We start from the raw sequence: 23,848 nt of genomic DNA on the forward strand, positions 1-23,848 counted from the left end.
GCATTCCAGTCTCAATGACGATTCCAAAAATAATCAATGTTTGCATAACAGAATAAATCCATGTTGCACAAATATCACTTCATATTTGCTTCACATTTGCCATCGGCACAAACGAGACACTGTCACAATTGTACAAAAATATACTTATGCCATTAGCCGGCAAACCGATCGGCACCCGACATACATTCCTTTCTACGTGTTCTTTTTTTGGAATAGACTTCTAACGTTGGCAGCGAGATCAAGCCGACTTCGCCATCGCTGCGTTCTGTGCGGCAAGAAAGACTTCCGCCACCAGATCCCGTTTGAGCATTTCAATGGGAATACGTCCGGCGAGGCCGGGCGCGGGGCCGATCAGCCACGACCAGGCATGCCGTGGATCGGGCATCGCGGATAACACTTCCTTGATACCCGGCGCCGGCCTGCCGTCGATGAACTGGGCCAGGGGAAATACATGTTTGCGGCCACCGGTGCGCAACGCAACGACCGTGCCGCTCCGCTGCCAGCGATGCAGGGTCGAGCGCGATATGCCGAGATTTTGCTGCAGGAACGTCGACCCGGCGACCCGACCGGCCCAGTCCTCGACCCGTATCGAGTCGAGGTCGCCCGTTCCGGCCAGGCGTTGGATGTCTGCCCCTTGGCCTTCGTGCGCCGTCGACAGATGCGTCCGGGCACGGCGTTCCGCAGCTTCGGCTGCCAATATCCGCACGAAACGCGACGCCATGCCGGGTAATCTTTCCTGCATGGTGTCGATCGCACTGATGTCGGTCGGCGCAAGCAAAGCGACGGCGGCGGCAACGGCCCCGGCGACCCTGCCCGCTGCAACGACCGCATCGCTGTTCGTCACCTTGCCTTGCCGCGCCAACACGCGCTCGATCTCAACAGCGACGGCGCTTGCAAACTCGATCTGACGGATGGGGTCGATGCGATTCCAAGTCCCGGTCATGTCCTGATCTGGCTGTCTGCCTGCCGGTTCCGGTTTGCTCGGAAGCGGGTCTTTCGCACAGCCTATAGGCAGGGTGTATGACGGAGAGACGACAAACGGGAACCACGCACGGTCGCAGTATCGGCAGGAGTTCCATTCGATCTACTGGCCGATTTTGCATGAAATATCGGAAATTTCTTTGAACCCGCTCAGGATTTCCCGTCGCGCCGGTACCAATAAGGAACGGGTCGACCGACGTGGTCGACGCATAGCCTCCCGGAATGATTCGGCGGCTGTTCAAGATGCAAGTCGACCGATCGGGCACCCCGGCGACCGCTCAGAATCCTGATGCGACCAACAGGCCGCTCGGCGGATCGCCCAAACAGGCTCAGTGCGGAAATTCGAGCCCCATTTCGCGGTAGCGCTCGGGATCGTCGCCCCAGTTCTCGCGCACCTTGACGAACAGGAAGAGGTGCACCTTCTGCTCGAGTATGCCTGCGATTTCCATGCGCGCGGCCTGGCCGATGGCGCGGATCGTCTCGCCCTTATGGCCGAGCACGATCTTCTTCTGGCTGTCACGCTCGACATAGATTGTCTGGTCGATGCGCACCGAGCCGTCCTTCTTCTCTTCCCATTTCTCGGTCTCGATGTGGGAGGAATAAGGCAGTTCCTGATGCAGCCTGAGATAAAGCTTTTCGCGGGTGATCTCGGCCGCGAGCTGGCGCATCGGCAGGTCGGAGATCTGGTCCTCCGGATAGTACCAGGGGCCGGCCGGCAAGGTCTCGGCGAGATAGTCGAGCAGGTCCTTGCAGCCGGACCCGGTCAGCGCCGAAACCATGAAGGTGCGCTTGAACGGCACCCTTTCGTTGGCTGCCGCCGACAATGCCAGCAACGTCTCGTGCTTGACCCGATCGACCTTGTTGAGGATCAACACCATCGGCTGCCGGACATCCTTCAGCCGCTCGAGGATGGCGTCGGCATCGCCCCGGATGCCGCGCTCGGCATCGATCAAGAGCAGCACGATATCGGCGTCCTTGGCACCGCCCCACGCTGTGGTCACCATCGCGGTGTCCAGCCGGCGCTTCGGCTTGAATATGCCCGGCGTGTCGACGAAGACGATCTGCGCGTTGTTGTGGGTGGCAATGCCGCGCACGATAGCGCGCGTGGTCTGCACCTTGTGCGTCACGATCGACACCTTGGCGCCGACCAATTGGTTGACCAGCGTCGATTTCCCCGCATTGGGCGCGCCGATCAGCGCGACGAAGCCGGAGCGGGTAGCGGGAGCTTCTGTTGCCGGAGCTTCGGTGGCGGTCATGCGGCACTCCCTTGATCGAGCCAGACGCCTTCCCGCTGCAGAAGTGCCGCGGCTGCAGCCTGCTCCGCCTCGCGCTTGGAGCGCCCGCTGCCGGTCGCCGGCGGATAGGCGCCGACCTTGACACTGACGGTGAACAGCGGATCGTGGTCCGGTCCCTCGCGGCTGTCGATTATGTAAACCGGCACTGCGCCTGCCGCCTGATGCGCCCATTCCTGGAGTTCGGTTTTCGCATCGCGACGGGCGGCGTCAATGGCTTGCGAGCGCGGCTGCCAGTATTTGTGGATGAAGGCACGGGCCGCTTCCAACCCTCCGTCGAGATAGAGCACGGCGATCAGCGATTCCAATGCATCGGCGCGCAGATTCACGCGCTTGCGCCCGTCGAGGCCGCGTACGTCCGAACCGGCGCGAATAAGTTCCGGCAGGCCGATCTCCTCGGCAATTTCCGCCAGGGCTTCAGCGTTGACCAGAGCGTTCAATCTCAGCGACAGCTCACCCTCGGCGGCGTCGGGAAAAGCCGCCAGCAGCATATCGGCAACGACAAGGCCGAGAACGCGGTCGCCCAGGAATTCGAAACGTTCGTAGTCGATGCCGGCGTGACTGCCGCGAGCGCTGGCATGGGTCAGCGCCCGCTGCAGGCGCTGATGGTCGCCAAAACTGTGGCCGGTGCGCTCCCTGAGCGCCTCGGCGAGCGCATCGGCGGTCAGCCGTTTCGTCGCCGCCATGGCCCTAATTGACGAAATGGAACAGGCGCGAGGCGCGCATCAGCGACGGCCATTTCCAGATTTCGAGCGGGCTGGCGCTGCCGCCGATCGAGAAGAAAATGAGGTTGGCGCGGCCGACCAAATTCTCGTCCGGCACGAAGCCGACGGTGAAGCGGCTGTCCGACGAGTTGTCGCGATTGTCGCCCATCATGAAATAGTGACCGGGCGGCACCTTGAACTCTTTGGTATTGTCCCCGATCGAAGCCTGCGTCAGGTCGAGCGTGTCGTAGCTGACGCCGTTCGGCAGCGTCTCGCGATAGACATCGACCGGCCCGTTCTCCTCGGTGATGTCGCGGTTGTCGATCTGCCCGACCTTGACGCGCGGCACGCCCACGTCGTTGATGAAGAGCTGGCCATCCTTGACCTGGATCTTGTCGCCTGGCAGGCCGACGACGCGCTTGATATAATCGACAGAAGGATCCGGCGGAAACTTGAACACCACTACGTCGCCGCGCTTCGGCTCGGAGCCCCAGATGCGACCCGAAAAGATGTTCGGCCCGAACGGCAGCGAATAGCGGGAGAAGCCGTAGGACCACTTGGTGACGAAGAGATAATCACCTTCGAGCAAAGTCGGCCGCATCGACCCGGACGGGATCGAGAACGGCTGGAACAGGAGCGTTCGGATGACCAGCGCAAGCAGCAGGGCCTGGACTATGACGCTGACGGTTTCGCCAAGTCCGCCGGATTTCTTCTGGGTTTTTTCAGCCACGCTCATGTCGTCCTCGATTGTGCGTTGGATGGTATAGAGTCTCGGCGCGCGCTGGGCAACGTCATGCCGGTGGTCAGATGCAATCAATGTGGCGCTTCTTCGACCGGCAACGCTTCAATGATCACAAAGGCTTGAGCGAGCGGAAAATCATCGGTGATGGTGAGGTGGATCACCGCGCGGTGCCGTTCAGGCAGAATTTCGTCCAGCCGCGCTGCCGCCCCATTGGTCAGCGCCATGGTCGGCTTGCCGCTGGCCAGGTTGACGACCCCCATATCGCGCCAGAACACACCCTGCGCCAGACCGGTACCCAGTGCCTTGGCGCAGGCTTCCTTGGCAGCGAAACGCTTGGCGTAGGAGGCCGCACGCGCCGCGCGGTTTTCGGAGCGCGCCTGTTCGATCTCGGTGTAGATGCGCTGGATGAAGCGCTGGCCATGGCGTTCCAGCGACTTCTCGATGCGTCTGATGTCGATGAGGTCGCTGCCGATACCGATAATCATTCGGCAGGAACTTCCGGCCCGGTTTTTCCAGCCTTTGCCGCTCTCTCGGCCAGCCGCTTGCGGCGCTGCTCGTGGAAGGTGACCATGCCCCAGCGGGTGATGCCGTAAAACAGCAGGCCGAAAACCAGGCCGAGCGGTATTGCGCCGATCGTCATCGGCTTCAGCACCGGTCCCCACAATTGCGCAAAGGAAAGATTATGCAGCATGTCGCCGAGATGCGCGGGCGGGCCATGCGCCGGCAGGTGTTCATGCAGGATCAGCTTGCCGACCTCCCAGGAGGCGGCCCATAGCAGCGGAAAGGTCAGGGGGTTGCCGAAGACCGTGCCGAGTGCTGCCGCGACCAGATTGCCGGCGATCAGCCAGCACAGGATGGCAGCAATGATGAAGTGAAAGCCAAGCGGGAAAAACGACGCGAATACGCCCGCCGCAACACCGGCGGCCACGGCATGCGGCGTGGCCCTAAGCCGCAGGATGCGTTTGGAGAAATACCGCAGCGAGCGCGAGAACGAGCGGCGCGGCCACAAATAAGTACGCACCCGCTCGAAAAAACCATCAGGCTTGCGCCGTCGAAAAAGCACTCTGTTCCTGTTCCTAGTTCCATCGATGGCTTCACGCCGGCCTTTCCAGCCAGGCGCGACAGCCTATGCTGCGCTCTGCGGTCGCCGAAAAGCAACTACGACTTTGATATAGCGATGCGCTGGCCGAAGAACAACGAGGCCGAGGGCATCCGCTCGGTGGCCGGTCGCGCCAGCCTTGGGTATCGCCGTTCTGAACAGGGCATGATCGCGGCGAATTTAAGGAGCGTCACTTAGGATCGATATTCGCTGACCTCGACGAGGTTGCCGTCCGGATCGCGGAAATAGACCGACATCATCGCGCCCCGGGCGCCGACACGCTCGACCGGGCCGACCTCTATCACCACACCATTGGCGGCGAGGTTGGCACATATCTCGGCGAGCGGCCGGGCAGCAATCAAGCAGAAATCTCCGGAGCCCGGCGTCGGCGCCTTGGCCTTCGGCTCGAAGGTGTGCCCGACCTCATGCACATTGATCTTCTGCGTTCCAAACAGCAGCGCCGTTGGTCGGTCCGGCTCGTCGAGGCGCTTGAAGCCAAGCACCCGCTGATAAAAGGCGCAGGTATCGTCCACCGAACGAACTGTCAGCACGAAATGATCGATGCCGGCAATCATGGCAGCGTCTCTTGACTTGTTTTTATGCATGTCGTTGTCCCAAAACCGCCGCACACTTTTGGGCGACATGCATTAGATATTGCGGCTGCCCGGCTTGATCGCCGGTATGGCGGCGAGCTCGGGCGGCAGCATGTCGGCTGGATAGGCCGGAACCTCGTATTCGGCGAGCGCGATCAGCGGCACGCCGACATCGGTCTTGCCGGCCGAGCGGTCGATGATGCATGCGGCGGCAACGACTTCGGCGCCAAGGCCGCGCAGGCAGTCGATGGTCTCGCGGATCGACAGGCCGGTGGTGACGATGTCCTCGACAATGACGACGCGCGATCCCTTGGCGATCTCGAAGCGGCGCAGCCTGAATTCACCCCCTTCCCGCTCGACCCAGATCGCCGGCGCACCAAGATGGCGCGAGGTCTCATAGGCCGGGATCAGCCCGCCGATCGCCGGGCCGACGACGTAGTCGATCCTGCCGGGCACGCCAGTGCGGATCTTTTCGGCGAGCGCCTTGCACAAGCGCTCGGTCTTGTCGGCATGCATGAAAACGCGCGCCTTCTGCAGGAAGACCGGGCTGCGCAGGCCCGACGTCAGGATGAAATGCCCTTCGAGAACGGCGCCGGCCTCGCGGAAAATGCCCAGCACTTCATCGGTGTTCATCGTTCACTCCATGTCCATGGTGAATGGTGAATGGTGAATGGTGAATGGTAGTGAGAGCACCCTCTTCACTATTCACTATTCACTATTCACTATTCACTATTCACTATTCACTATTCACCCATTCACGCGCCTTGCATCACTGACGCTCGAATTGTCCTTTAGCTGCGACAGCAGCCGGTTCAAGTGCTTGAGATCCCACACTTCGAGATCGATCAGCATTTCGGTGAAATCGGGCGCGGTGCGCACCATCGACAAAGTGTGGATGTTGGCGTCGTTGGATGCAACGACCTGTGCAATATCGGCCAGCGAACCCGGCGCGTTGATGGCGGTGACCGAGACGCGCGCCGGGAACCGCTCCTTGGTGCGCTCGTCAATATCCCAGCGCACGTCGATCCAGCGCTCGGGCTGGTCGTCAAAGGCCTGCAGCGCCGGCGACTGGATCGGATAGATGGTGATACCGGTTCCCGGCTGCACGATGCCGACGATGCGATCGCCTGGCACTGCCCCCTCCGGCGCGAAGCGCACCGGCAGATCGCCGCGCACACCGCGGATCGGCACCGCGTCGTCGCGCGGCTGGTTCTTGTCCTTGCGTGCGGCGCGGCCCGGAATCTGGAACAGCATGCCGGCGGCGTTGCGGATCTTCGACCAGCCCTCCTCGCGCTGCTTGGGCGCGACCAGCGTGACACGCTCGTCCTTGTAGTCGGGAAACACCGCCTTCATGACATCGGTGGAGGCAAGTTCGCCTCGGCCGACCGCGGCCAGTACATCCTCGATGTCCTTGCGCGCCAGCCGGTGCAGCACCGGCTTCAGGCTTTCCTTGGTGAAGGTCTTGCCAGAGCGTTCGAAGGCGCGCTCCAGAATGCGGATACCGAGACCCGAATATTGCTTGCGAATGGCGTTCTTGGTGGCGCGGCGGATGGCCGAGCGTGCCTTGCCGGTAACGACCACCGATTCCCACGCCGCCGGCGGGACCTGCGCCTTCGAGCGGATGATCTCGACCTCGTCGCCGTTCTTCAGCTCCGTCATCAGCGGCATGATGCGGCCATTGACCTTGGCGCCGACGCAAGTGTCGCCGACGTCGGTGTGGACGGCATAGGCAAAGTCGATCGGCGTGGCGCCGCGCGGCAGCGCGATCAGCATGCCCTTCGGCGTGAAGCAGAATACCTGGTCCTGAAACAGTTCCAGCTTGGTGTTTTCGAGGAAGTCCTCGGGATTGTCGCCTTCGGCAAGCTGCTCGATGGTGCGCCGCAGCCAGGCATAGGCATTGGTTTCCTTCGAGATCGCATGGGCGGCACCATTCATCTTGCCACCGGTATCCTTATAGATCGAATGAGCCGCGACGCCGTATTCGGCGATCTTGTTCATTTGATAGGTGCGGATCTGCAATTCGACGCGCTGGCGCGACGGGCCGACGATGGTGGTGTGGATCGAGCGGTAGTCGTTCTGCTTCGGCGTCGAGATGTAATCCTTGAAGCGGCCGGGCACCATCGACCAGGTGGTGTGGATGGCGCCGAGCGCGCGGTAACAGTCCTCGACCGTCTCGACAACGACGCGGAAGCCGAAAATGTCGGACAGCTGCTCGAACGACAGCGCCTTGGCCTCCATCTTGCGGAATACCGACCACGGCTTCTTCTGCCGGCTCTTGACCTCGGCCTTGATCGAATATTTGTCGAACAGCGTAGAGAGCGCCTTCTCGATCTCCGACAGCACGCCCTTGTTGCGCTCGAAGATTTCGGCGAGCCGTGCGGTGACGGCGCGGTAGGCTTCCGGATTGATGAAGCGGAAGGCAATCTCTTCCAGCTCCTCGCGCATGCCTTGCATACCCATGCGGCCGGCCAGCGGCGCGTAGATGTCCATCGTCTCTTCGGCGATGCGCAGGCGCTTGGCTTCCGGCACATGGTCGAGCGTGCGCATATTGTGCAGGCGGTCGGCGAGCTTGACCAGAAGCACGCGCACGTCTTCCGAGATCGCCAGCAACAGCTTGCGCAGGTTCTCCGCCTGCTCGGCCTTCTTCGAGACGAGGTCGAGCTTCTTCAGCTTGGTCAGGCCCTCGACCAGCTTGCCCATTTCCGGGCCGAACAATTCGTCGATCTCGGCCCTGGTCGCCGTGGTGTCCTCGATCGTGTCGTGCAGCAAGGCAACGGCGATCGTCGCCTCGTCCATGTGCATTTCGGTGAGGATGGCGGCGACTTCGAGCGGATGCGAGAAATACGGGTCGCCGGAGGCGCGTTTCTGGTGGCCATGCTTCTGCATGGCGTAGACATAGGCCTTGTTGAGCAGCGCCTCGTTGACGTCAGGCTTGTAGCGCTGCACGCGCTCGACAAGCTCATACTGACGCATCATGGGCGGGATCTCGCAATGCTGAAATGAATCATGCGCCGCACTGGCGTACGGCGCATGTCATAGATAGCCACGAAACTGCCGACGCGAAAGTGTCGGCAGTTGTCGCTAAGATCAATAATCGTCGCTTTTTTCCGGCGGCACCAGGCCTTCGATGCCGGCCAACAGGTCTTCTTCGGTCATGCGATCGAAGGTGACGTTGTCCTCGGCGTCGTCGGCATCGGTGGCTGCAACGGCGCTGCCGGTCTGGTCGGCAATCGCTTCGCCATCGGCTTCCGGCTCATCGACCTCGACATGCTTCTGCAGCGAATGGATGAGATCTTCCTTGAGGTCGTCCGGCGACAGCGTCTCTTCGGCGATTTCGCGGAGCGCAACGACCGGGTTCTTGTCGTTGTCGCGCGGTACGGTGATCTGCGCGCCCTGGCTGATCTGACGGGCACGGTGGCCGGCCAAGAGCACCAGCTCGAAGCGGTTGTCGACCTTGTCGATGCAATCTTCAACGGTTACGCGGGCCATGAGTTGCCCCTTTCATGCCTGGATTTGATGGAAAACAGGCGCGGTCCATAACCCGAACGCCGCCAAAATACAAGCTTTTATGGCGGTGCGCAGCTCTGACGCGGGCCGCCTGCGACGACACAGCGCCGATCACAATTGCTTGCGGTGCGGCATGGTGCCTTGGATTGCCGTAAAACTGGCGTTATCTCGAACGATGAAGGCCAACAGGTCTATTATCAGACCGGCCGATAGTCGCCACGCATTTAGACGACCGCTTATTTCGAAAAAGGACATTTTCCATGTTCGATCCTCGTGAAAAAATCGCTCTCTTTATCGACGGTGCCAATCTCTACGCCACCTCGCGCGCGCTGGGCTTTGACATCGATTACCGCAAACTTCTGGCGAGCTTCCAGAAACGCGGCTATCTGCTGCGCGCTTATTACTACACCGCGCTGGTCGAGGATCAGGAATACTCCTCGATACGGCCGCTGATCGACTGGCTCGACTATAACGGCTTCAAGGTGGTGACCAAACCGGCCAAGGAATTCACCGACTCGACCGGCCGGCGCAAGATTAAGGGCAATATGGATATCGAGCTGACCGTCGATGCGCTCGAGCTTGCCGATGTCGTCGACCATTATGTCATCTTTTCGGGCGACGGCGATTTCCGCACGCTGGTCGAGGCGCTGCAGCGGCGCGGGCGCAAGGTGTCGATCGTCTCGACCATGGCTTCGCAGCCGCCGATGATCTCCGACGATCTGCGCCGCCAGGCCGACCATTTCATCGACTTGATGACGCTCAAGAATGAAGTCGGCCGCGATCCGTCGGAGCGGCCGGTGCGCCGGCCCGAACCGGCCGAAGTCGACGAGGAAGACTATTGACGGTCGTTGCCTTGACCGCGCCCCTGGTCGTCTCCCCCGAACCCGATCGCGATTGCCCGCTCTGCCCGCGGTTGCACGACTTCATCGCCGAGTGGCGGCGGCGCGAGCCGTCCTGGTTCAACGCGCCGGTGCCGACCTTTTTGCCGCCGGCAGGCGAGGATGCAGTGCGTCTGCTGATCGTCGGGCTGGCGCCGGGCCTGCGCGGGGCAAACCGGACGGGGCGTCCCTTCACCGGCGATTTTGCCGGCGACCTGCTCTACAACACGCTGATCGCGCACGGCTTTGCGCGCGGCGAATTCAAAGCGCGACCAGATGACGGGCTGGAGCTTGTCGGTACGGCGATCACCAATGCGGTGCGCTGCGTGCCGCCGGAGAACAAGCCGGTTGGCGCCGAGATAGCGACTTGCCGGACGTTCCTGGTGCCGACGATCGCACGGTTTTCAAATCTGCGCGCGGTGCTGGCGCTCGGCTCGATCGCGCACCAGTCGACCGTGCGGGCGCTCGGCCAACGCGTTGCCGCCTATCCGTTCCGGCATGGTGGGCAGCAGCAGGCCAATGGCATCACGCTGTTTTCCAGCTATCATTGCTCGCGCTACAACACCAATACCGGCGTGTTGACGGAAGCGATGTTCGTCAACGTCTTCAGTCAGATAGAAGCTTTTCTGAAGACATAGAGTCGGACGACGCCCGCCAGGGCACGAGCCCTAGATTCGGGCGATCGCGAACAACCAGGCCAGGAGATCCAGCAACCACAGAAACAGTGCAAGCTGCAGCGCGACGCGCAGGCGTTGGATGATCCGCCAATTGCTGGCCATGTCGGATTTGATGCGCAGCGCAAGCGCTCGGTGCATCCCGTCCAGGGTTGCGGGAGGGTGCTGATCGACGAAGTCCTGGAGCAGCTTCTCTGGATCGAAACGGAACGTATAGTTATAATATGGCCACACCATAATCGCGACCAGCAGCCCGATAAGAAAAAGCAATGTCAGCGCCAGCCAGTCCCAAGGCCCCACGCCATCCAGGAGCGCCCTGCCTCCGAGGAGAGAACTCGCGAACGCGGTTGCGAAGATCAGATTGCCGGCGCGCGTATTGAGACTTTCAACCACGCCCTGCTGGTGCTGGAGGCCACGCACCGCCTCCGCATAGACAAATGCCAGGCGGGGGTCGCCGCGGTCCGTCGCAGCAGGCGGGGCGTTGCTGTCATTGGTTGATGAAGGGCGCTCCGGCATCAAATGTACCTAGCACGGCGCCGCCTGCGATATGAATAGCCACATTGGGAAACGCTTCGTCGCTCTGTCTTCGTGCCATCGAGGGTGTTTTGGTGGACAGGAATAGCATCAATCCGACGCTGTCGCTTCAGGCGCTGCGGCAAACAATGCGGCCAGCGTCGCAGGTCCGCCCTGGAGAACATTCAGGTCGACGTCGCCGCTGATGCCGTCGATGCGGCCCCGGTTGTGATACTGCCAATAGATCCAGTTGTCATGGCCCGGCCGCAGCGCCAGCGAACGCAGCCAGCGCGGGCGGCCGGCTAGCTGCCCGGCATAGGCTTGCGCCGCCTCGTCGGTCACATAGAGGATCGCCGTCTTGCGGAACGCCGCCTCGACCGGGCCGAGGAAGGCGGAGAGTTCGGCGCTCAGCTGTTCGGGAGTTGGCCGCTGCGGGCAATTGCCGCCGAACTCGATGTCTACCACCGGCGGCAGCAGAGGCTGATCTTGCGGCACCACCGAGATGAAGTTGCGTGCCTGATCCACACCCGGTCTGCAGAAGGTGAAGAAATGATAGGCACCGACGGCAAGACCGGCGGCGCGGGCCGCGCGCAAATTGGCGGCGAAGGCATCGTCGACATGATCGCCGCCTTCCGTCGCCTTGATCACGGCGAAGGCGACATCGTCGGCGGCAACACGCCGCCAGTCGATCTGCCGCTGATGATGGGAGACGTCGATGCCCCTGACCGGATATTTGCCGCGGTCCGGAGAAAACGTCTGGAAGTAGGTATAGCCGCCGGCCAGAACGAGGCCCGCCACGAGCAGACCGGCCGCGCCCCATAAGACGATCCGGTTTTTCAAACGAGACCTGTCCCTTTTGGTCCGCCCTGCCCGCCGCTATGGCTCCGGGCGTTCGTCGCTCGAAAAGCCAAATCGCTGGCTTTTCCTCCGCTTCGCGGACCGCTCCTCACCCTCGCTCCTTCAGCAGCCGGCCCTTCTCGCGCGACCAGTCGCGCTGCTTTTCGGTCTCGCGCTTGTCGTGCAGCTTCTTGCCTCGGCCAACGGCGAGCAGCAGCTTGGCACGGCCTTGGTCGTTGAAGTAGATCTTCAGCGGCACCAGCGTCATGCCTTCGCGGTCGACGCTTTGCGCCAGCTTGGCCATCTCGCGCTTGTTGAGCAGCAGTTTGCGGCGGCGGCGCGGCTCATGGTTGAAGCGGTTGGCCTGCAGATACTCCGGCAAATAGGAGTTGATCAGCCAGATCTCGCCGCCCTCGACCGAGGCGTAGCTGTCCTGGATGTTGGCCTGGCCCTGGCGCAGCGATTTCACTTCCGTACCGGTCAGCACCAGGCCGGCCTCGATCGTGTCGAGCACCTCATAGGAAAACCGCGCCTTGCGGTTTTCCGCAACGGTCTTGTTGTTGGGATCGGCTTTTCTGACTTGATTCATGATGCGGAGAGGTGGCGCCTCATCCCTAGTTTATCAAGCCGGCGTGCTTCATCGCCGCGTCGATCTTCTCGGCGGTCGACGGCTCGACCGTCATTAGCGGCGAGCGCAGCACGTTCTCGACCTTGCCCAGCTTCGACAGCGCATATTTCGCGCCGGAAACGCCGGGCTCCATGAAAATCGCCTTGTGCAGCGGCAACAGACGGTCCTGCAGGTCGAGCGCCTTGGCGCAGTCGCCGGAAAGCGTTGCCTCCTGGAATTCAGCGCAAAGCCTGGGTGCGACATTTGCCGTCACCGAAATACAGCCGACGCCGCCATGCGCGTTGAAGCCGAGCGCCGAGGCGTCTTCGCCGGAGAGCTGGATGAAATCCTTGCCGCAGGTGGCGCGCTGCTCCGAAACCCGCTCGACCTTGCCGGTGGCATCCTTGACGCCGACGATGTTCTTGAAGTCGTGCACCAATTGCCCCATCGTCTCCGGGCTCATGTCGACCACCGAGCGCGGTGGAATGTTGTAGATGATGATCGGCAGGCTGGTCGCCTTGGCGACGGCGGCGAAATGCGCATAGAGGCCGCGCTGCGTCGGTCTGTTGTAATAAGGCGTGACGACAAGGGCCGCGTCGGCGCCCGCCTTCTCGGCATACTGGACCAGGCCGACCGCCTCGTCGGTGTTGTTGGAGCCGGCGCCGGCGACGACCGGAACCCGGCCCTTGGCGACCTCGATGCAAACCTTGACGACTTGGCGGTGCTCGTCATGCGACAGCGTCGGCGACTCGCCGGTGGTGCCGACCGGGACCACGCCCGTCGTGCCTTCGGCGATCTGCCAGGCGATGAACGCGCGAAAGGCTTTCTCGTCGAAACGGCCGCTCTTTTCGAACGGTGTGACGAGCGCGGTCAGCGAGCCTCTTAGCATGTCGTCCAACTCCTTGGGACTAGCGCATGACCCCGAAAATCGCAGTCGATTTCGGAAGGGATCATGCGCCAATTTAAATTGCTACAGCGTCCTTTGCGCGTCTGAGAAGACGCGCGGCGCTGTAGGTGTTTGTCGTGCGCGCCTTCTAGCCGAAAGCGAAGCGGCGCACCATAGTCTCGACATTGTTGCGCGGCAAGCATTGCGCCAGCAATTGCAATTCGAACGACCTCGATAGGGTTTTCTTTACGGGCCCTTCATCACAGACGAATAGGCTGCAGTTCATCTGTGCCAGCTGTAGCATCGAAGAAATAGGAAAAGACCAAATCCATGCCGACCAGGCGGCCTCATCTTTTCGCGCTTCTCGGCGCGATCGTTGTGCTGATCCCCGGTGCGGCGATCGGCGGCAGCGTCGATGTGCAGGTCACGTCGGCGATCCCGATGACGGAGCCGCAGAACGATGCGCTGCAGCAGTCCCCTTCGCCATCCGCCAGCGTCGCGGCGCTGAAGAGCGGTCTCGATGCGCTGGCGGCAAACGACATTCAGCGCGCGCGCCAGGTGCGCGAAGCGCTGCCGGCCAAATCGCTCGATCGGCACATCCTTGCCTGGGCGATTGCGCTCTATGGCGGCGACCAGGTGCCGAGCGGCGACATCGCCGATGCCGCGAAGATGCTGCCGAACTGGCCGGGCACGATCGCCTTGCGCAAGAACAGCGAGCGCGCGCTCTATCGCGAGAACCCCGCGCCACAGGTCGTGGTGCGGGCGTTCGACGGCAGCCAGCCGCTGACCTTCGAGGGCGTGGTGATCCTTGCCCGCTCCTATGTAGCGCTGGGCGATACGAAGGCGGCGCGCTCGGTGCTGTCGCCATTCTGGCGCACCGAAAAGCTCGAAGCCACGGACGAGGCGGCGGTCATCCGCGAGTTCGGCGCGCTGATCCCGGCCGCCGACCATCGCTTCCGCATGGAGCGCATGTTTTATGCCGATCAGGTCGCTTCGGCGCTGCGCGTCGCCGGTCTCGCCGGCGCCCAGCAATTGGCCGATGCCTGGGCGGCAGTCACCAAAGGCGACAAGAACGCGGCCAAGCTGCTGAAGGCGGTGCCGGCAGCGCAGCGGGCGGCCGGCTATCTCTTTGCCGAAGCCGAATATCTGCGCAAGCAACAGAAATTTTCCGATGCCGCCGCGCTGGTGCTGAAGGCGCCGGGCGACCGCGACGCTCTGGTCGATCCGGACGCCTGGTGGGTCGAACGCCGGGTGCTGTCGCGCGAGCTGGTCGACCAGGGCGACATGAAGACCGCCTACAGAATAGTCGCCGCGCATGCCGCCGAAAGTCCCGCCAATGCTGCCGAGGCGGAATTCCATGCGGGCTGGTACGCGCTGCGCGGCCTCAACGACCCGAGCACCGCCGCCAAGCATTTTGCGCAAATCGCGGAGCTCGCCCAAGGGCCGATGTCGCTGTCGCGCGCCTATTACTGGCTCGGCCGTGCCGCCGAAGTCGGCGGGCCCGGCAGTGCCAAGGATTATTTCAGCCGCGCCGCCAGCTACGGCACGACCTTTTACGGCCAGCTCGCCGGCGAGCGTGTCGGCCGGCAGACCCTCAACATCGTCTACCCCCAACCAAGTGCCGCCGATCGCCAGAGTTTTGCCACCCGCGAGGCGGTCAGCGCCATCGAGCGGCTGCAGCAGGCCGGCTATGACCGCTATGCCGAGACGCTCTACCGCGACCTTGCCGGGCAGTTGAGCAGCCCCGGCGAACTGGCGCTGCTTGCGACGCTGGCGGAAAGACAAGGCAACCATTTCATGGCGTTGAAGGTCGGCAAGATCGCCGGCGCACGTGGCATCGACGTCGGCGCGCTGTCGCATCCGCTCGGCGTCATTCCCGACACCGCCAACATTTCCGGCTCGGGCAAGGCGCTGGCCTATGCGATTGCCCGCCAGGAAAGCGAGTTCAACATCGGCGCCGTCTCCAGCGCCGGCGCGCGCGGACTGCTGCAGCTGATGCCAGGCACGGCCAAGCAATTGGCGAAGAAGGCCGGCATGACTTTCTCGCAGGCCCGGCTGACCACCGATGCCGGCTACAACGCAACGCTGGGCGCTGCCTTTCTCGGCGAGCAGCTCGGCCGCTTCGACGGCTCCTACGTGCTGACCTTCGCCGGCTACAATGCCGGCCCCACCCGCGCCGCCCAGTGGGTGGCGAAATACGGCGATCCGCGCGGCAAGGACATCGATGCCATCGTCGACTGGATCGAGCGGATTCCCTATACGGAAACAAGAAGTTACGTCCAGCGCGTGATGGAGAACTACGAGGTCTACAAGATGCGTATCTCCGGCAAATATGACATTGTCGGGGATCTGGTGAACGGCCGGGGTTAGCCTTTCCTTCTCCCCTTGTGGGAGAAGGTGGCCGAGCGAAGCTCGGTCGGATGAGGGTGCTCCAGCTTGGTTCCGACAGCGCTCCGTCCAACACCCCCCAACCGTCTCGGCGCTAACGCGCCGATCCACCTTCTCCCACAAGGAGGGAAGGAAGAGCCCCCGATTTGACCGCCCCTGCCCTCGCCTGTAGCAGTCGCAAACGATCTGACAGCAGCACGGAATCGAGTGTACATGCCAAACGACGAAGGCTTCTCCGATTTCTTCTACGCCGCGCCGGACGGGCTGTCCCTGCACGCCCGCATCTACGGCGAAGCGAATTCCGGCCGCTGGCCAGTCGTTTGCCTGCCCGGCCTGACCCGCAATTGCCGTGACTTTCACGAATTGGCGCTTTATCTGTCGGCGCAGGCGAAGCGCAACGTCGTCGCCTTCGATTATCGCGGGCGCGGGCAGTCCGCCTACGATGCCGATATCGGCCATTACAATATCGGCATCGAGGCGGGCGATATCTTTGCCGGGCTGGCGGCGCTGAACATCGAGAAGGCAGCCTTCATTGGGACGTCGCGCGGTGGACTGATCGTCCATGTGCTCGGGGCGATGCGGCCGGCCGTGCTGAAGGCCATCGTCTTCAACGACATCGGCCCGGTGATCGAGGCGCGAGGTCTCGCCCATATCCGCTCCTATCTCGACTCCTCGCCCAGTCCGCGAACCTACGCAGAGGTGGTCCGCGGCCTGCGCAGCACCCATGACGCGGATTTTCCGGCACTGACCGATGCGGATTGGGAGCGGATGGCATCAGCCCTCTACCGCAAGACCGAGGAGGGATTTCTGCCCGATTTCGATCCGAAACTGGTCGAGACGCTGGCGGGGCTCGATCCCAGCCGGCCGCTGCCCGATCTTTGGCCACAGTTCGACGCGCTGGCGGCCATCCCGATGCTCGTCATACGCGGCGCCAATTCGAAGCTGCTGTCCGCCGAAACGCTCGAGCAGATGCGGACGCGCCATACCGATATCGAGACGATCACCGCCGACGGCCAGGGCCATGCACCGTTTTTGGAGTCCGGGATCCTGCCGGGCAGGATCGCTGGTTTTTTCGATCGGGCGGAGCGGTGGGGTGGCAGGAAGTAAAGCTCGACCGAGCGAAGTAATTCACACGCAGGTTTTGCGTCGGTCAAAGCATTCCGACGGCCGTTGACAGTTCCGTTGGAATTAGCGGTGAAATAATTTTATCGATGTCGGCGCTGCCCCTCATCCGCCTGCCGGCACCTTCTCCCCGTATTGCGACCGGGAGATGGGAGGTGTCTGCAACGCTGGGGTCAGCGAAATCTTTCGCAAGGACGCCTTTCTCCCCGTCGCTATACGGGGAGAAATGCCCGGCAGGGCAATGAGGGGCAGCGCAACCCTGAGCGGGCTGATGTCTCACGTCAGATCCGTCAGGACTTGGCGTTTCTCTTTGCGAGCTTTGGGGCCTTGCTTCCGGCCGGCTCGCTTTTTGGCTCTCGCCTCGCCGGAGGTGGAGAAGACAAAGGACTTGCACCGCCGCTGTCCGCGCCACTGCACCGCGGCGTCTCCAGCACGGTGACGCAGCCATCGAGATCGTTGGTGGCCAGATGGGCGTAGCGCATGGTCATGGACAGCGTCTGGTGACCGAGCCACATCTGCACGCGCCTGATGTCGATGCCGCCCTGGACGAGACGCGAGGCACAAGTATGGCGCAATATGTGCGGCACGACCTGATCGTCGGCGCCAAGCCCGACCTCGGCCTTGGCATCGTTCCAGATGGCACGAAACTGCGCCTGACTGAGCTTGGTGAACGGACCTTTGGGCCGGCGGCCCTCGGTGGCCGGCAGCTTGATCACCTCTTTTACCCGCTCGGTCATCGGGATGGTGCGGCTGCGGCCGGATTTGGTGATCCAGAAACTGACGCGGTGCTCCTGGATATCGTTCCAGATCAAGCCCAGCGCTTCGCCGAGGCGGCAGCCGGTGTCGACGAGAAAGACGGAAAGCCGATAAGCGTCCTCGCTGCGGCTCTTGATGGCGGCGAACAGCCTGGCTTCCTCGTCCCTTTCGAGGAAACGAATCCGTCCCGCCCGCTCCTTCTGGCGGCGGAACTCGGGCAGGCTGTGGATATCTCCCATCTTGTGAGCCTTGCGCAGCAGTTTGCTGAGGGCAGCCATCTTCCGGTTGATGGTTGCGTTGCTGTTGCCGCGCTGGCGCAAGGTGCCGATAAGATTGTCGAGGGTGCTTTGGTCAAAGGCGCTGAAACGCTCCCCAAGGAGGATCTCGTCTATTTCGCCGATGAAGGAGCTGACATTGTATTTGTGCCGCCCGTCATCCCAAAGTATGTCCCGGTATGCTGAAAACAGTTCTCCGATCCTGTGCGACTTTACTTCTCGTATCTTGTTATAACTGTATTTTATTTTTGCAGTTTGAGAAGAAAACATCGAAAAATGATCAGAGGTTCCTCCCTCTTGAATCGCATCGTTCGTCATTATTCGCCACACCCCCGAGTGGATAGGCCTAGACCTACCTGCTTGGCGGTGCCCTTTCAAGAGTTTTAAGCGCTGCGGCCGATCTCATCCACCACTTGCGGATCCCAACGACATCGTTCCACAACCCTGTTCAGCTACCGAACCCCCTTTTCCTTCTGTTTGCGACCAGTCGCGAAAACAAAAACAGCCCGGGCGTTAAAGCGCCCGGGCTGGATTTCACTTGCCTTAAGTCCAGCCCTTAGAACGAGCGCTGGAAGCGGAGGAAGCCGCCAACGGCGTCTTTCTTGTCGCCCGGGATGCCGGTCCAGTTGTATTCATAGCCGGGCAGCGAGTCGTTATCGATGTGGTGGCTGTTATGAGCCCAGTCCACTTCGGCCGTGATCGTGAAGCCGGGAACGATGTCGTAGGCGATATTGGCCGCGACGCCAGCTTCCTTGGCTTCGTCATACGACGCCTGAAGGTTGAACGAGGTCTTCTCGTTGATGGTGTAAGTGCCACCGCCCCAGACTGCCCAGTTGCCGCCCCACTGCTTGTAGAAGTTGCGCGGGAGATTGTCGTCAGAGCCGTAGCCGGCCATCAGGAACAGCGACAGGTTCTGCATCGGCGTCACGTCGAGGCGAACCTTGCCGGCCCATTCTTCCAGGCTGCTGTCATAGGCAACAACACCGCTGATGGAACCCCAGCCCTGCGTGTACTTCACGCCGCCAACGACATACGGAACATAGCTGTCGACCGAGTCGTGACCGAGAGTGATGGCAGTATTAGCGTCGTTAAGGATAAAGCCTTCACCGGTTTCCAACGAAGCCACGGCCGAGAAGCCGTTGCCGGCATCGAAGTAGTACTGGACGACATTGGTGTCGAAGCCGCCGTAGGGAACGATCGTATCCTGGATGACGTTGCCGGCGTAGCCGGTGAACGTGTTGAAGGCTGTTTCGTCCTTACCGACGCGGAGACCACCAAGCTGGATCCAGGCGAAGTTCAGCGAAACGCCTCTGCTGCCAAAGTCGGAGAAGGGAGTGTCGATACCGTCGACGGAATGGTAGCCGGTTCCCCAGTTGAAGCGGGTCTCGGTGTAGGTCTTCAAGGTGCCCATCTCGGTTTCCTGGCCGGTGTAGGTCCTCAGCGTGAAGCGAGCCTGCTTGTAATAGCCGTCGTTGACGTTGTCTTCACCATCCAAGGCATCCGACAGGTCCTGGTACCTGGCGCCGTCGAACGAGCCAGCCTGGCCCACGCCGATGTCATAGCGGACATAGCCGCCGATGCGCAGGCAGATTTCGGTGCCGGGGACGTAGTAGTAGCCAGCGCCGTAGACGTCGCAGATCTTGACGTATTCAGCGGGTTCCGGCTCGGCGACGACGACGGCGTCGGCGGCGCGCGCACCGGAAACTGCGATCATTGCCGCAGCGGAGCCGAGAAGAAGGCTCTTGATGTTCATTTTCTGACCTCCAGTCAGAATCGAACGAAAGAGCGGAATTGGCGCCGTGTGTTTCTGTCGTAAGTAGCTGAGATTGCATTATTATTTGGGAAAACCGCTGATTTTTGCACGATCACGAGAGGAGCGGTAGATGGTCACCAGAGGCGTTTGCTGGCAAAAGCATGCCCGGAACCGGATTTGAGATAACGCTCGAATGAGGTCGCCTTGGCTTGGTTCGAGAAGGCGATGCAGGTCACGATCCGCCATGGCAGGAATTTGGAGGTATGGCTGGATTTTCCGGCGTTATGCTCGGCGATCCGTCGCTTCAGGTCCGAGGTCACACCGATATAGCGCTCGCCTTCCGCAGTCTTGCTTTCCAGCAGGTACCATACCACACGAACCGGCCCTCCCTCGCCAAGATATCGGAGTACATCCATCCTGCTTCGCGCGGAGAGGGATTCGCTGGACTTGTCCTGCGAAGCGCGCAGAGCGAAGCAGGGTTTCGGGGCTAGCGGCCCTCCTTCGCTACGGCTTCGGAGGGCATCCTGCTTCGCGCGGAGAGGGATTCGCTGGACTTGTCCTGCGAAGCCCGCAGGGCGTAGGGTGGCGGAGAGGATGGGATTCGAACCCACGAGAAGCTTTTGACCTCTACTCCCTTAGCAGGGGAGCGCCTTCGACCACTCGGCCACCTCTCCGTTGCGCCGGTGGATAAAGAAAAGCGCCGGCACAATCAACAAGCTGACGCTATTATCCTTGAAAAATCGACCCTTCGCCAAAGCGCCGCGCGGCGATGTGGCGATTCTACGGCAATTCCCTGGTTCGCGACTCGGGCCATGGTCACATTTCGGGCCGACCATCGCCGGAATCCGCGGTTTGCAACGGCTTGCGAAGGGCTGTTGGTTAACGGGAGCTTTCGGAGTGAGGCCAAATCGTGTCATTTGTGCAACAACGCCGGGGTATAGCGCCAACACAAACCTTTTGCCGGTACGATCGTGGTTGAACGCCGCCGTCTCATGGGTAATGTCGGGTTTGAAGGAGCGGCGCGGTGCGCATCTTTTTCGGTAGTGGGGATGGGGCAGGGAACGCTGTCCTTCAGCAAAGAATACCCAGACCCGTTTTTTAACTTTTGACTGGAGGTCAGAAAATGAACATCAAGAGCCTTCTTCTCGGCTCCGCTGCGGCACTGATCGCAGTTTCCGGTGCGCGCGCCGCCGACGCCGTCGTCGTCGCCGAGCCGGAACCCGCTGAATACGTCAAGATCTGCGACGTCTACGGCGCTGGGTACTTCTACATCCCCGGCACCGAAACCTGCCTGCGCATCGGCGGCTACGTCCGCTATGACATCGGCATCGGTGACGTCGGCTCATTCGACGGTGCAAAGACTACCGATCAGCAGGACGGCGACTCGCAGGATACCTACTACAAGCACGCCCGCTTCACGCTGAAGACCTGGACCGGCCAGGAAACCGAGCTCGGCACCTTGAAGACCTACACCGAGACGCGCTTCAACTGGGGTAACCACAACGATTACCTTGATGACAACTTCAATGGCGGTACGAGCGTTTCGCTGAACTTTGCCTGGGTCCAGCTAGGTGGTCTGCGCGTCGGCAAGGACGAATCGGCCTTCGACACCTTCATCGGCTACGCCGGCAACGTCATCCAGGATACGCTGGTCCCCTATGGCGGCTTCGACACCAACGTCGTCCAGTATTACTTCGATGCCGGAAACGGCTTCTCGGCCGTGGCTTCGTTGGAAACCGGTTCGGGCAGTGCCGCCGCAGATCCTGGCATTTTCCAAGACAGCAACAGCGGCAATGATTCCATCGACAGCTATGTCCCGTATGTCGTCGGCGGTATCAAATACACACAGGGCTGGGGCTCGATCACCGGTGTCGCCGCCTACGACAGCACCTGGGAAGAGTGGGCCGGCAAGGTTCGCGTCGACGTTACGCCGATACAGAACCTGACGCTGTTCATCATGGCCGGCTACGGCTCTGACGACAACATCGACCGCAACTTCTACAAGCAATGGGGCGGCAACTGGGCAGTCTGGGGTGGTGGCACTTACACCATAAACGAGAAGACCTCGTTCAACCTCCAGGCGTCGGCTGACGATGACAAAAACTACGGCGTCGCCGCGAACATTGCCTACGATATCGTTCCCGGTCTCACGATCACTGCCGAAGTCGATTGGGCCCGCGACGGTCAGTTTGACAAAGCCTACGATCGCAACTGGACCAATGCCGACGACAAGGACAGCGTCGGCGGCATGCTCCGCTTCCAGCGCTCATTCTAACAGTCCGAGCTAGATTGAGATTGAACCCGGCGGGCAACCGCCGGGTTTTTCGTATCGGCGCGACGCAGCTGTCAACGCTCGATGCATAATGCAGGCTGCTGCTGAGCAGCCGATCGCAGGGCTGGTCGAATGCAATGCTCGCTCCGCACGCTTGTTCGTGCAAAAGAAAAACTTGGGCCGATCCGAAGAGCTGGCCTACCAGATCAATGTATCTCGACAGCAAGTCACGATCGACCTCGGCCGATCGGGCGCATCCTACTTGTTCAAATTTCAGCCAGATCGCCCAAGGCGTCAATCAGCGGCTGAATTGCGCTCTCATACTTTTTCCAGCGTTTGACGGATGAACTATAGATCGGCTGCCGGACCTGCCAGCGGCTGGGGGTATTGACCGATCCGCTCCTCTCGAAAAAGCGCAGGCAGGAATCGTCCCAAGGCAAGCCGAGATGATCGATGAGACGGCGCGATTGCGTCTCCTGATCCGCAACCAGCGTCTCATAGCGGCTTTCGAAAATACGTCCGGGAAAGACCTTGTCCCAGTGCCGCATCAAGCGATCATATTCGCGGTAGTACAACCCGAGTGTCTCAAGGTCGGCGTTGTAGCCGTGGTCCTTGGTGAAATGCAAGACGAAGCAGGAGACGCAATTGTCGATAGCATCGCGCCGGCAATGAATGATGCGTGCGTTGGGAAAGAGAATTCCAATCACGCCGATAAACTCGAAGTTGTGCGGCATCTTGTCGACGATGCGGGGCGCGGCAGGCGCGTGCTGGCGCAGATAAGACAGGTATTCTTCGGCCAGCGCCCTCGACTGATCCCTCGTCATCGACATAATCGAACTGCGCAGGTCCTCATCCGACAGTATTCTAAAGCCCATCGAGTTCGCGATTCGCCGCAGCTTCGTAAGCTCCCCGGCGCCATGGACATCCGGATGGCTCGCGCAGATCTGCTCCGTCAGCGTCGTCCCCGACCGGGGCATGCCCAGCACAAACACAGGCACTTCAGACGGACTGCCGTGGCCAGCCTTGGCTTCCAATAGTGACGGGCTGAATATCTCGATCATGGAATCGACGCTTCGGCGGTAGTACTCCAGGTCGAAATTGTGACCAGCGGCCTTTTTCGCCCTCTTGAAGTGATCTATCGCCTCTTCATAGCGCTGAAGATCGTTCAGCACTTTGCCTGCCGCGTGGTGGAGCTGCGATGCAGCAACGGGTTCGAGCCTGGGATTGGAGAGTTCGCGCAGGATAGAGTCGAGCTCGGCAGGTTTTTCGGTGAACTTTTGCGTGTCGACCAGGTAATTGTAGGCTGCCCCAACATCGACGCGACGTTCTATTGCCTGATCGAGATAGGCTCTGGCTTCGTCCATGCGGCCGAGGCTGGTGAGCGCACCAGCCAGACCAATCCGGACCATGGGATGGTCGCCGTTGATCTTTAGCGCCTTCTCGTAAAGGGGCAAAGCCATCTCGGCCTTGTCGAAGTTGACGTAGGCACGCGCCAGTCCGCAAAGCGCTTCCACCAGATCGGGTTTCAATTCGCAGGCGCGCTGCAGGTGCCTGATCGCAAGCAAGCTGTCGCCAAGCTTCAGACCGGCCTCTCCCAGGCTAAGGTGGAAATATGGATTCTGAGGCGTCTGGCTTACTGCCCGCGCAAAATATTTGAGAGCCAACTCGTCGTCGATACCGAGCCCCAACGTGCCGAGGATGTAGAGCGAAAGCGGGTGGTTGGGCGTGCGGGCGAGAACGCGATGGCATAATTCCTCCGCCTCCGGGAGCCGTTTGGCTTGCTGAAGTTCGAGCGCCTGTCGCAGCAGCATGTCGTCAGATTGCGCGCGCGAGGGCGATTTCACTTTCGACGGCTGCACTTTCGGCGCCGAACGGGACTTTATGTGTTTGGACCAAGCGGGCGGCAGTCGGTTGCTCATCATGTCTCGCTAGCAAAATGGTCCGGGAGAATCCAGCCTGGCCTGAAGGG

General features: G+C 61.3%; 23 protein-coding genes and 1 tRNA gene. 5 read left to right on the forward strand and 19 right to left on the reverse strand.

Annotated elements, in window-relative coordinates; all coding sequences use genetic code 11:
• Positions 1 to 238: 238 nt before the first annotated feature.
• The 10 genes from NKI18_RS27575 to rpoZ all read right to left on the reverse strand — a co-directional run bounded on the left by NKI18_RS27575 (position 239) and on the right by rpoZ (position 8,900).
• Positions 239 to 943 (reverse strand): antitoxin Xre/MbcA/ParS-like domain-containing protein, encoded by a 705-nt coding sequence (locus NKI18_RS27575; RefSeq protein WP_502900772.1) that lies wholly within the window; start codon positions 941 to 943, stop codon positions 239 to 241.
• Between the two features lie 367 nt (positions 944 to 1,310).
• The gene (era, locus tag NKI18_RS27580) at positions 1,311 to 2,237 is read right to left on the reverse strand and encodes a GTPase Era (RefSeq protein ID WP_023677765.1); all 927 of its coding nucleotides are present in this window, start codon (positions 2,235 to 2,237) and stop codon (positions 1,311 to 1,313) included.
• Positions 2,234 to 2,959: a ribonuclease III gene (gene rnc, locus NKI18_RS27585; protein WP_352501816.1), complete on the reverse strand. Its 726-nt coding sequence runs from the start codon at positions 2,957 to 2,959 to the stop codon at positions 2,234 to 2,236. The genes era and rnc overlap by 4 nt, the downstream gene beginning before the upstream one ends.
• Positions 2,960 to 2,963: 4 nt before the next feature.
• Complete coding sequence (lepB, locus tag NKI18_RS27590; RefSeq protein WP_352471047.1) at positions 2,964 to 3,713, reverse strand: signal peptidase I; 750 nt, start codon at positions 3,711 to 3,713, stop codon at positions 2,964 to 2,966.
• Positions 3,714 to 3,790: 77 nt separating this feature from the next.
• Positions 3,791 to 4,204: a holo-ACP synthase gene (acpS, locus tag NKI18_RS27595; protein ID WP_254820193.1), complete on the reverse strand. Its 414-nt coding sequence runs from the start codon at positions 4,202 to 4,204 to the stop codon at positions 3,791 to 3,793.
• Positions 4,201 to 4,782 carry a DUF2062 domain-containing protein gene (locus tag NKI18_RS27600; protein ID WP_023677769.1) on the reverse strand — a complete coding sequence of 194 codons (582 nt, stop codon included), beginning with the start codon at positions 4,780 to 4,782 and terminating at the stop codon, positions 4,201 to 4,203. The genes acpS and NKI18_RS27600 overlap by 4 nt, the downstream gene beginning before the upstream one ends.
• Before the next feature lie 230 nt (positions 4,783 to 5,012).
• On the reverse strand, positions 5,013 to 5,393 hold the full coding sequence (locus NKI18_RS27605) for a VOC family protein (protein ID WP_352620431.1): 381 nt from the start codon (positions 5,391 to 5,393) through the stop codon (positions 5,013 to 5,015).
• Positions 5,394 to 5,465: 72 nt separating this feature from the next.
• Positions 5,466 to 6,044, reverse strand: a complete 579-nt coding sequence (gene pyrE, locus NKI18_RS27610) for an orotate phosphoribosyltransferase (RefSeq protein WP_352449004.1) — start codon at positions 6,042 to 6,044, stop codon at positions 5,466 to 5,468.
• Between the two features lie 114 nt (positions 6,045 to 6,158).
• Complete coding sequence (locus NKI18_RS27615) at positions 6,159 to 8,387, reverse strand: RelA/SpoT family protein (RefSeq protein WP_023677772.1); 2,229 nt, start codon at positions 8,385 to 8,387, stop codon at positions 6,159 to 6,161.
• 111 nt (positions 8,388 to 8,498) lie between these two features.
• A complete protein-coding gene (gene rpoZ / locus NKI18_RS27620; RefSeq protein WP_023677773.1) occupies positions 8,499 to 8,900 on the reverse strand; it encodes a DNA-directed RNA polymerase subunit omega in 402 nt (133 codons plus the stop codon).
• 278 nt (positions 8,901 to 9,178) lie between these two features.
• On the opposite strand from rpoZ, the gene NKI18_RS27625 reads away from it, so the two are divergent.
• Positions 9,179 to 9,760 carry a LabA-like NYN domain-containing protein gene (locus tag NKI18_RS27625; RefSeq protein WP_023677774.1) on the forward strand — a complete coding sequence of 194 codons (582 nt, stop codon included), beginning with the start codon at positions 9,179 to 9,181 and terminating at the stop codon, positions 9,758 to 9,760.
• Positions 9,757 to 10,434 carry a uracil-DNA glycosylase gene (locus NKI18_RS27630; RefSeq protein WP_352620428.1) on the forward strand — a complete coding sequence of 226 codons (678 nt, stop codon included), beginning with the start codon at positions 9,757 to 9,759 and terminating at the stop codon, positions 10,432 to 10,434. The genes NKI18_RS27625 and NKI18_RS27630 overlap by 4 nt, the downstream gene beginning before the upstream one ends.
• Positions 10,435 to 10,464: 30 nt before the next feature.
• Here NKI18_RS27630 and NKI18_RS27635 read toward each other — a convergent pair whose 3' ends face one another.
• The 4 genes from NKI18_RS27635 to dapA all read right to left on the reverse strand — a co-directional run bounded on the left by NKI18_RS27635 (position 10,465) and on the right by dapA (position 13,316).
• The gene (locus NKI18_RS27635; RefSeq protein WP_352620427.1) at positions 10,465 to 10,986 is read right to left on the reverse strand and encodes a hypothetical protein; all 522 of its coding nucleotides are present in this window, start codon (positions 10,984 to 10,986) and stop codon (positions 10,465 to 10,467) included.
• A 108-nt stretch (positions 10,987 to 11,094) separates the two neighbouring features.
• The gene (locus NKI18_RS27640; protein ID WP_352620424.1) at positions 11,095 to 11,823 is read right to left on the reverse strand and encodes a GH25 family lysozyme; all 729 of its coding nucleotides are present in this window, start codon (positions 11,821 to 11,823) and stop codon (positions 11,095 to 11,097) included.
• A 106-nt stretch (positions 11,824 to 11,929) separates the two neighbouring features.
• Entirely contained in the window at positions 11,930 to 12,409 is a 480-nt protein-coding gene (gene smpB, locus NKI18_RS27645) for an SsrA-binding protein SmpB (RefSeq protein WP_023768487.1), read from the reverse strand.
• 25 nt (positions 12,410 to 12,434) lie between these two features.
• Positions 12,435 to 13,316 carry a 4-hydroxy-tetrahydrodipicolinate synthase gene (gene dapA / locus NKI18_RS27650; RefSeq protein ID WP_352449009.1) on the reverse strand — a complete coding sequence of 294 codons (882 nt, stop codon included), beginning with the start codon at positions 13,314 to 13,316 and terminating at the stop codon, positions 12,435 to 12,437.
• A 327-nt stretch (positions 13,317 to 13,643) separates the two neighbouring features.
• Here dapA and NKI18_RS27655 point away from each other — a divergent pair, with 327 nt between their 5' ends.
• Positions 13,644 to 15,683, forward strand: coding sequence for a lytic transglycosylase domain-containing protein (locus NKI18_RS27655; RefSeq protein WP_352620422.1), 2,040 nt, complete (start codon positions 13,644 to 13,646; stop codon positions 15,681 to 15,683).
• A gap of 231 nt (positions 15,684 to 15,914) precedes the next feature.
• Complete coding sequence (locus tag NKI18_RS27660) at positions 15,915 to 16,808, forward strand: alpha/beta fold hydrolase (protein ID WP_352620420.1); 894 nt, start codon at positions 15,915 to 15,917, stop codon at positions 16,806 to 16,808.
• 305 nt (positions 16,809 to 17,113) lie between these two features.
• On the opposite strand, the gene NKI18_RS27665 is transcribed toward NKI18_RS27660, so the two are convergent.
• The 4 genes from NKI18_RS27665 to NKI18_RS27680 all read right to left on the reverse strand — a co-directional run bounded on the left by NKI18_RS27665 (position 17,114) and on the right by NKI18_RS27680 (position 20,281).
• On the reverse strand, positions 17,114 to 18,172 hold the full coding sequence (locus NKI18_RS27665) for a tyrosine-type recombinase/integrase (RefSeq protein WP_502900775.1): 1,059 nt from the start codon (positions 18,170 to 18,172) through the stop codon (positions 17,114 to 17,116).
• A 238-nt stretch (positions 18,173 to 18,410) separates the two neighbouring features.
• The gene (locus NKI18_RS27670; protein ID WP_352620418.1) at positions 18,411 to 19,607 is read right to left on the reverse strand and encodes a porin; all 1,197 of its coding nucleotides are present in this window, start codon (positions 19,605 to 19,607) and stop codon (positions 18,411 to 18,413) included.
• A gap of 134 nt (positions 19,608 to 19,741) precedes the next feature.
• Entirely contained in the window at positions 19,742 to 20,023 is a 282-nt protein-coding gene (locus NKI18_RS27675) for a GIY-YIG nuclease family protein (protein ID WP_352622765.1), read from the reverse strand.
• A gap of 167 nt (positions 20,024 to 20,190) precedes the next feature.
• A tRNA-Ser gene (locus NKI18_RS27680) sits at positions 20,191 to 20,281 on the reverse strand.
• A 449-nt stretch (positions 20,282 to 20,730) separates the two neighbouring features.
• On the opposite strand from NKI18_RS27680, the gene NKI18_RS27685 reads away from it, so the two are divergent.
• Positions 20,731 to 21,882, forward strand: coding sequence for a porin (locus tag NKI18_RS27685; RefSeq protein WP_352471037.1), 1,152 nt, complete (start codon positions 20,731 to 20,733; stop codon positions 21,880 to 21,882).
• 263 nt (positions 21,883 to 22,145) lie between these two features.
• Here the strand turns inward: NKI18_RS27685 and NKI18_RS27690 are convergent, their stop codons facing one another.
• Entirely contained in the window at positions 22,146 to 23,798 is a 1,653-nt protein-coding gene (locus NKI18_RS27690; protein ID WP_352622500.1) for a tetratricopeptide repeat-containing sulfotransferase family protein, read from the reverse strand.
• Positions 23,799 to 23,848: the final 50 nt, after the last annotated feature.

Origin of the sequence: Mesorhizobium sp. M0800 (assembly GCF_040320095.1) — a bacterium.
GTDB lineage: Bacteria > Pseudomonadota > Alphaproteobacteria > Rhizobiales > Rhizobiaceae > Mesorhizobium.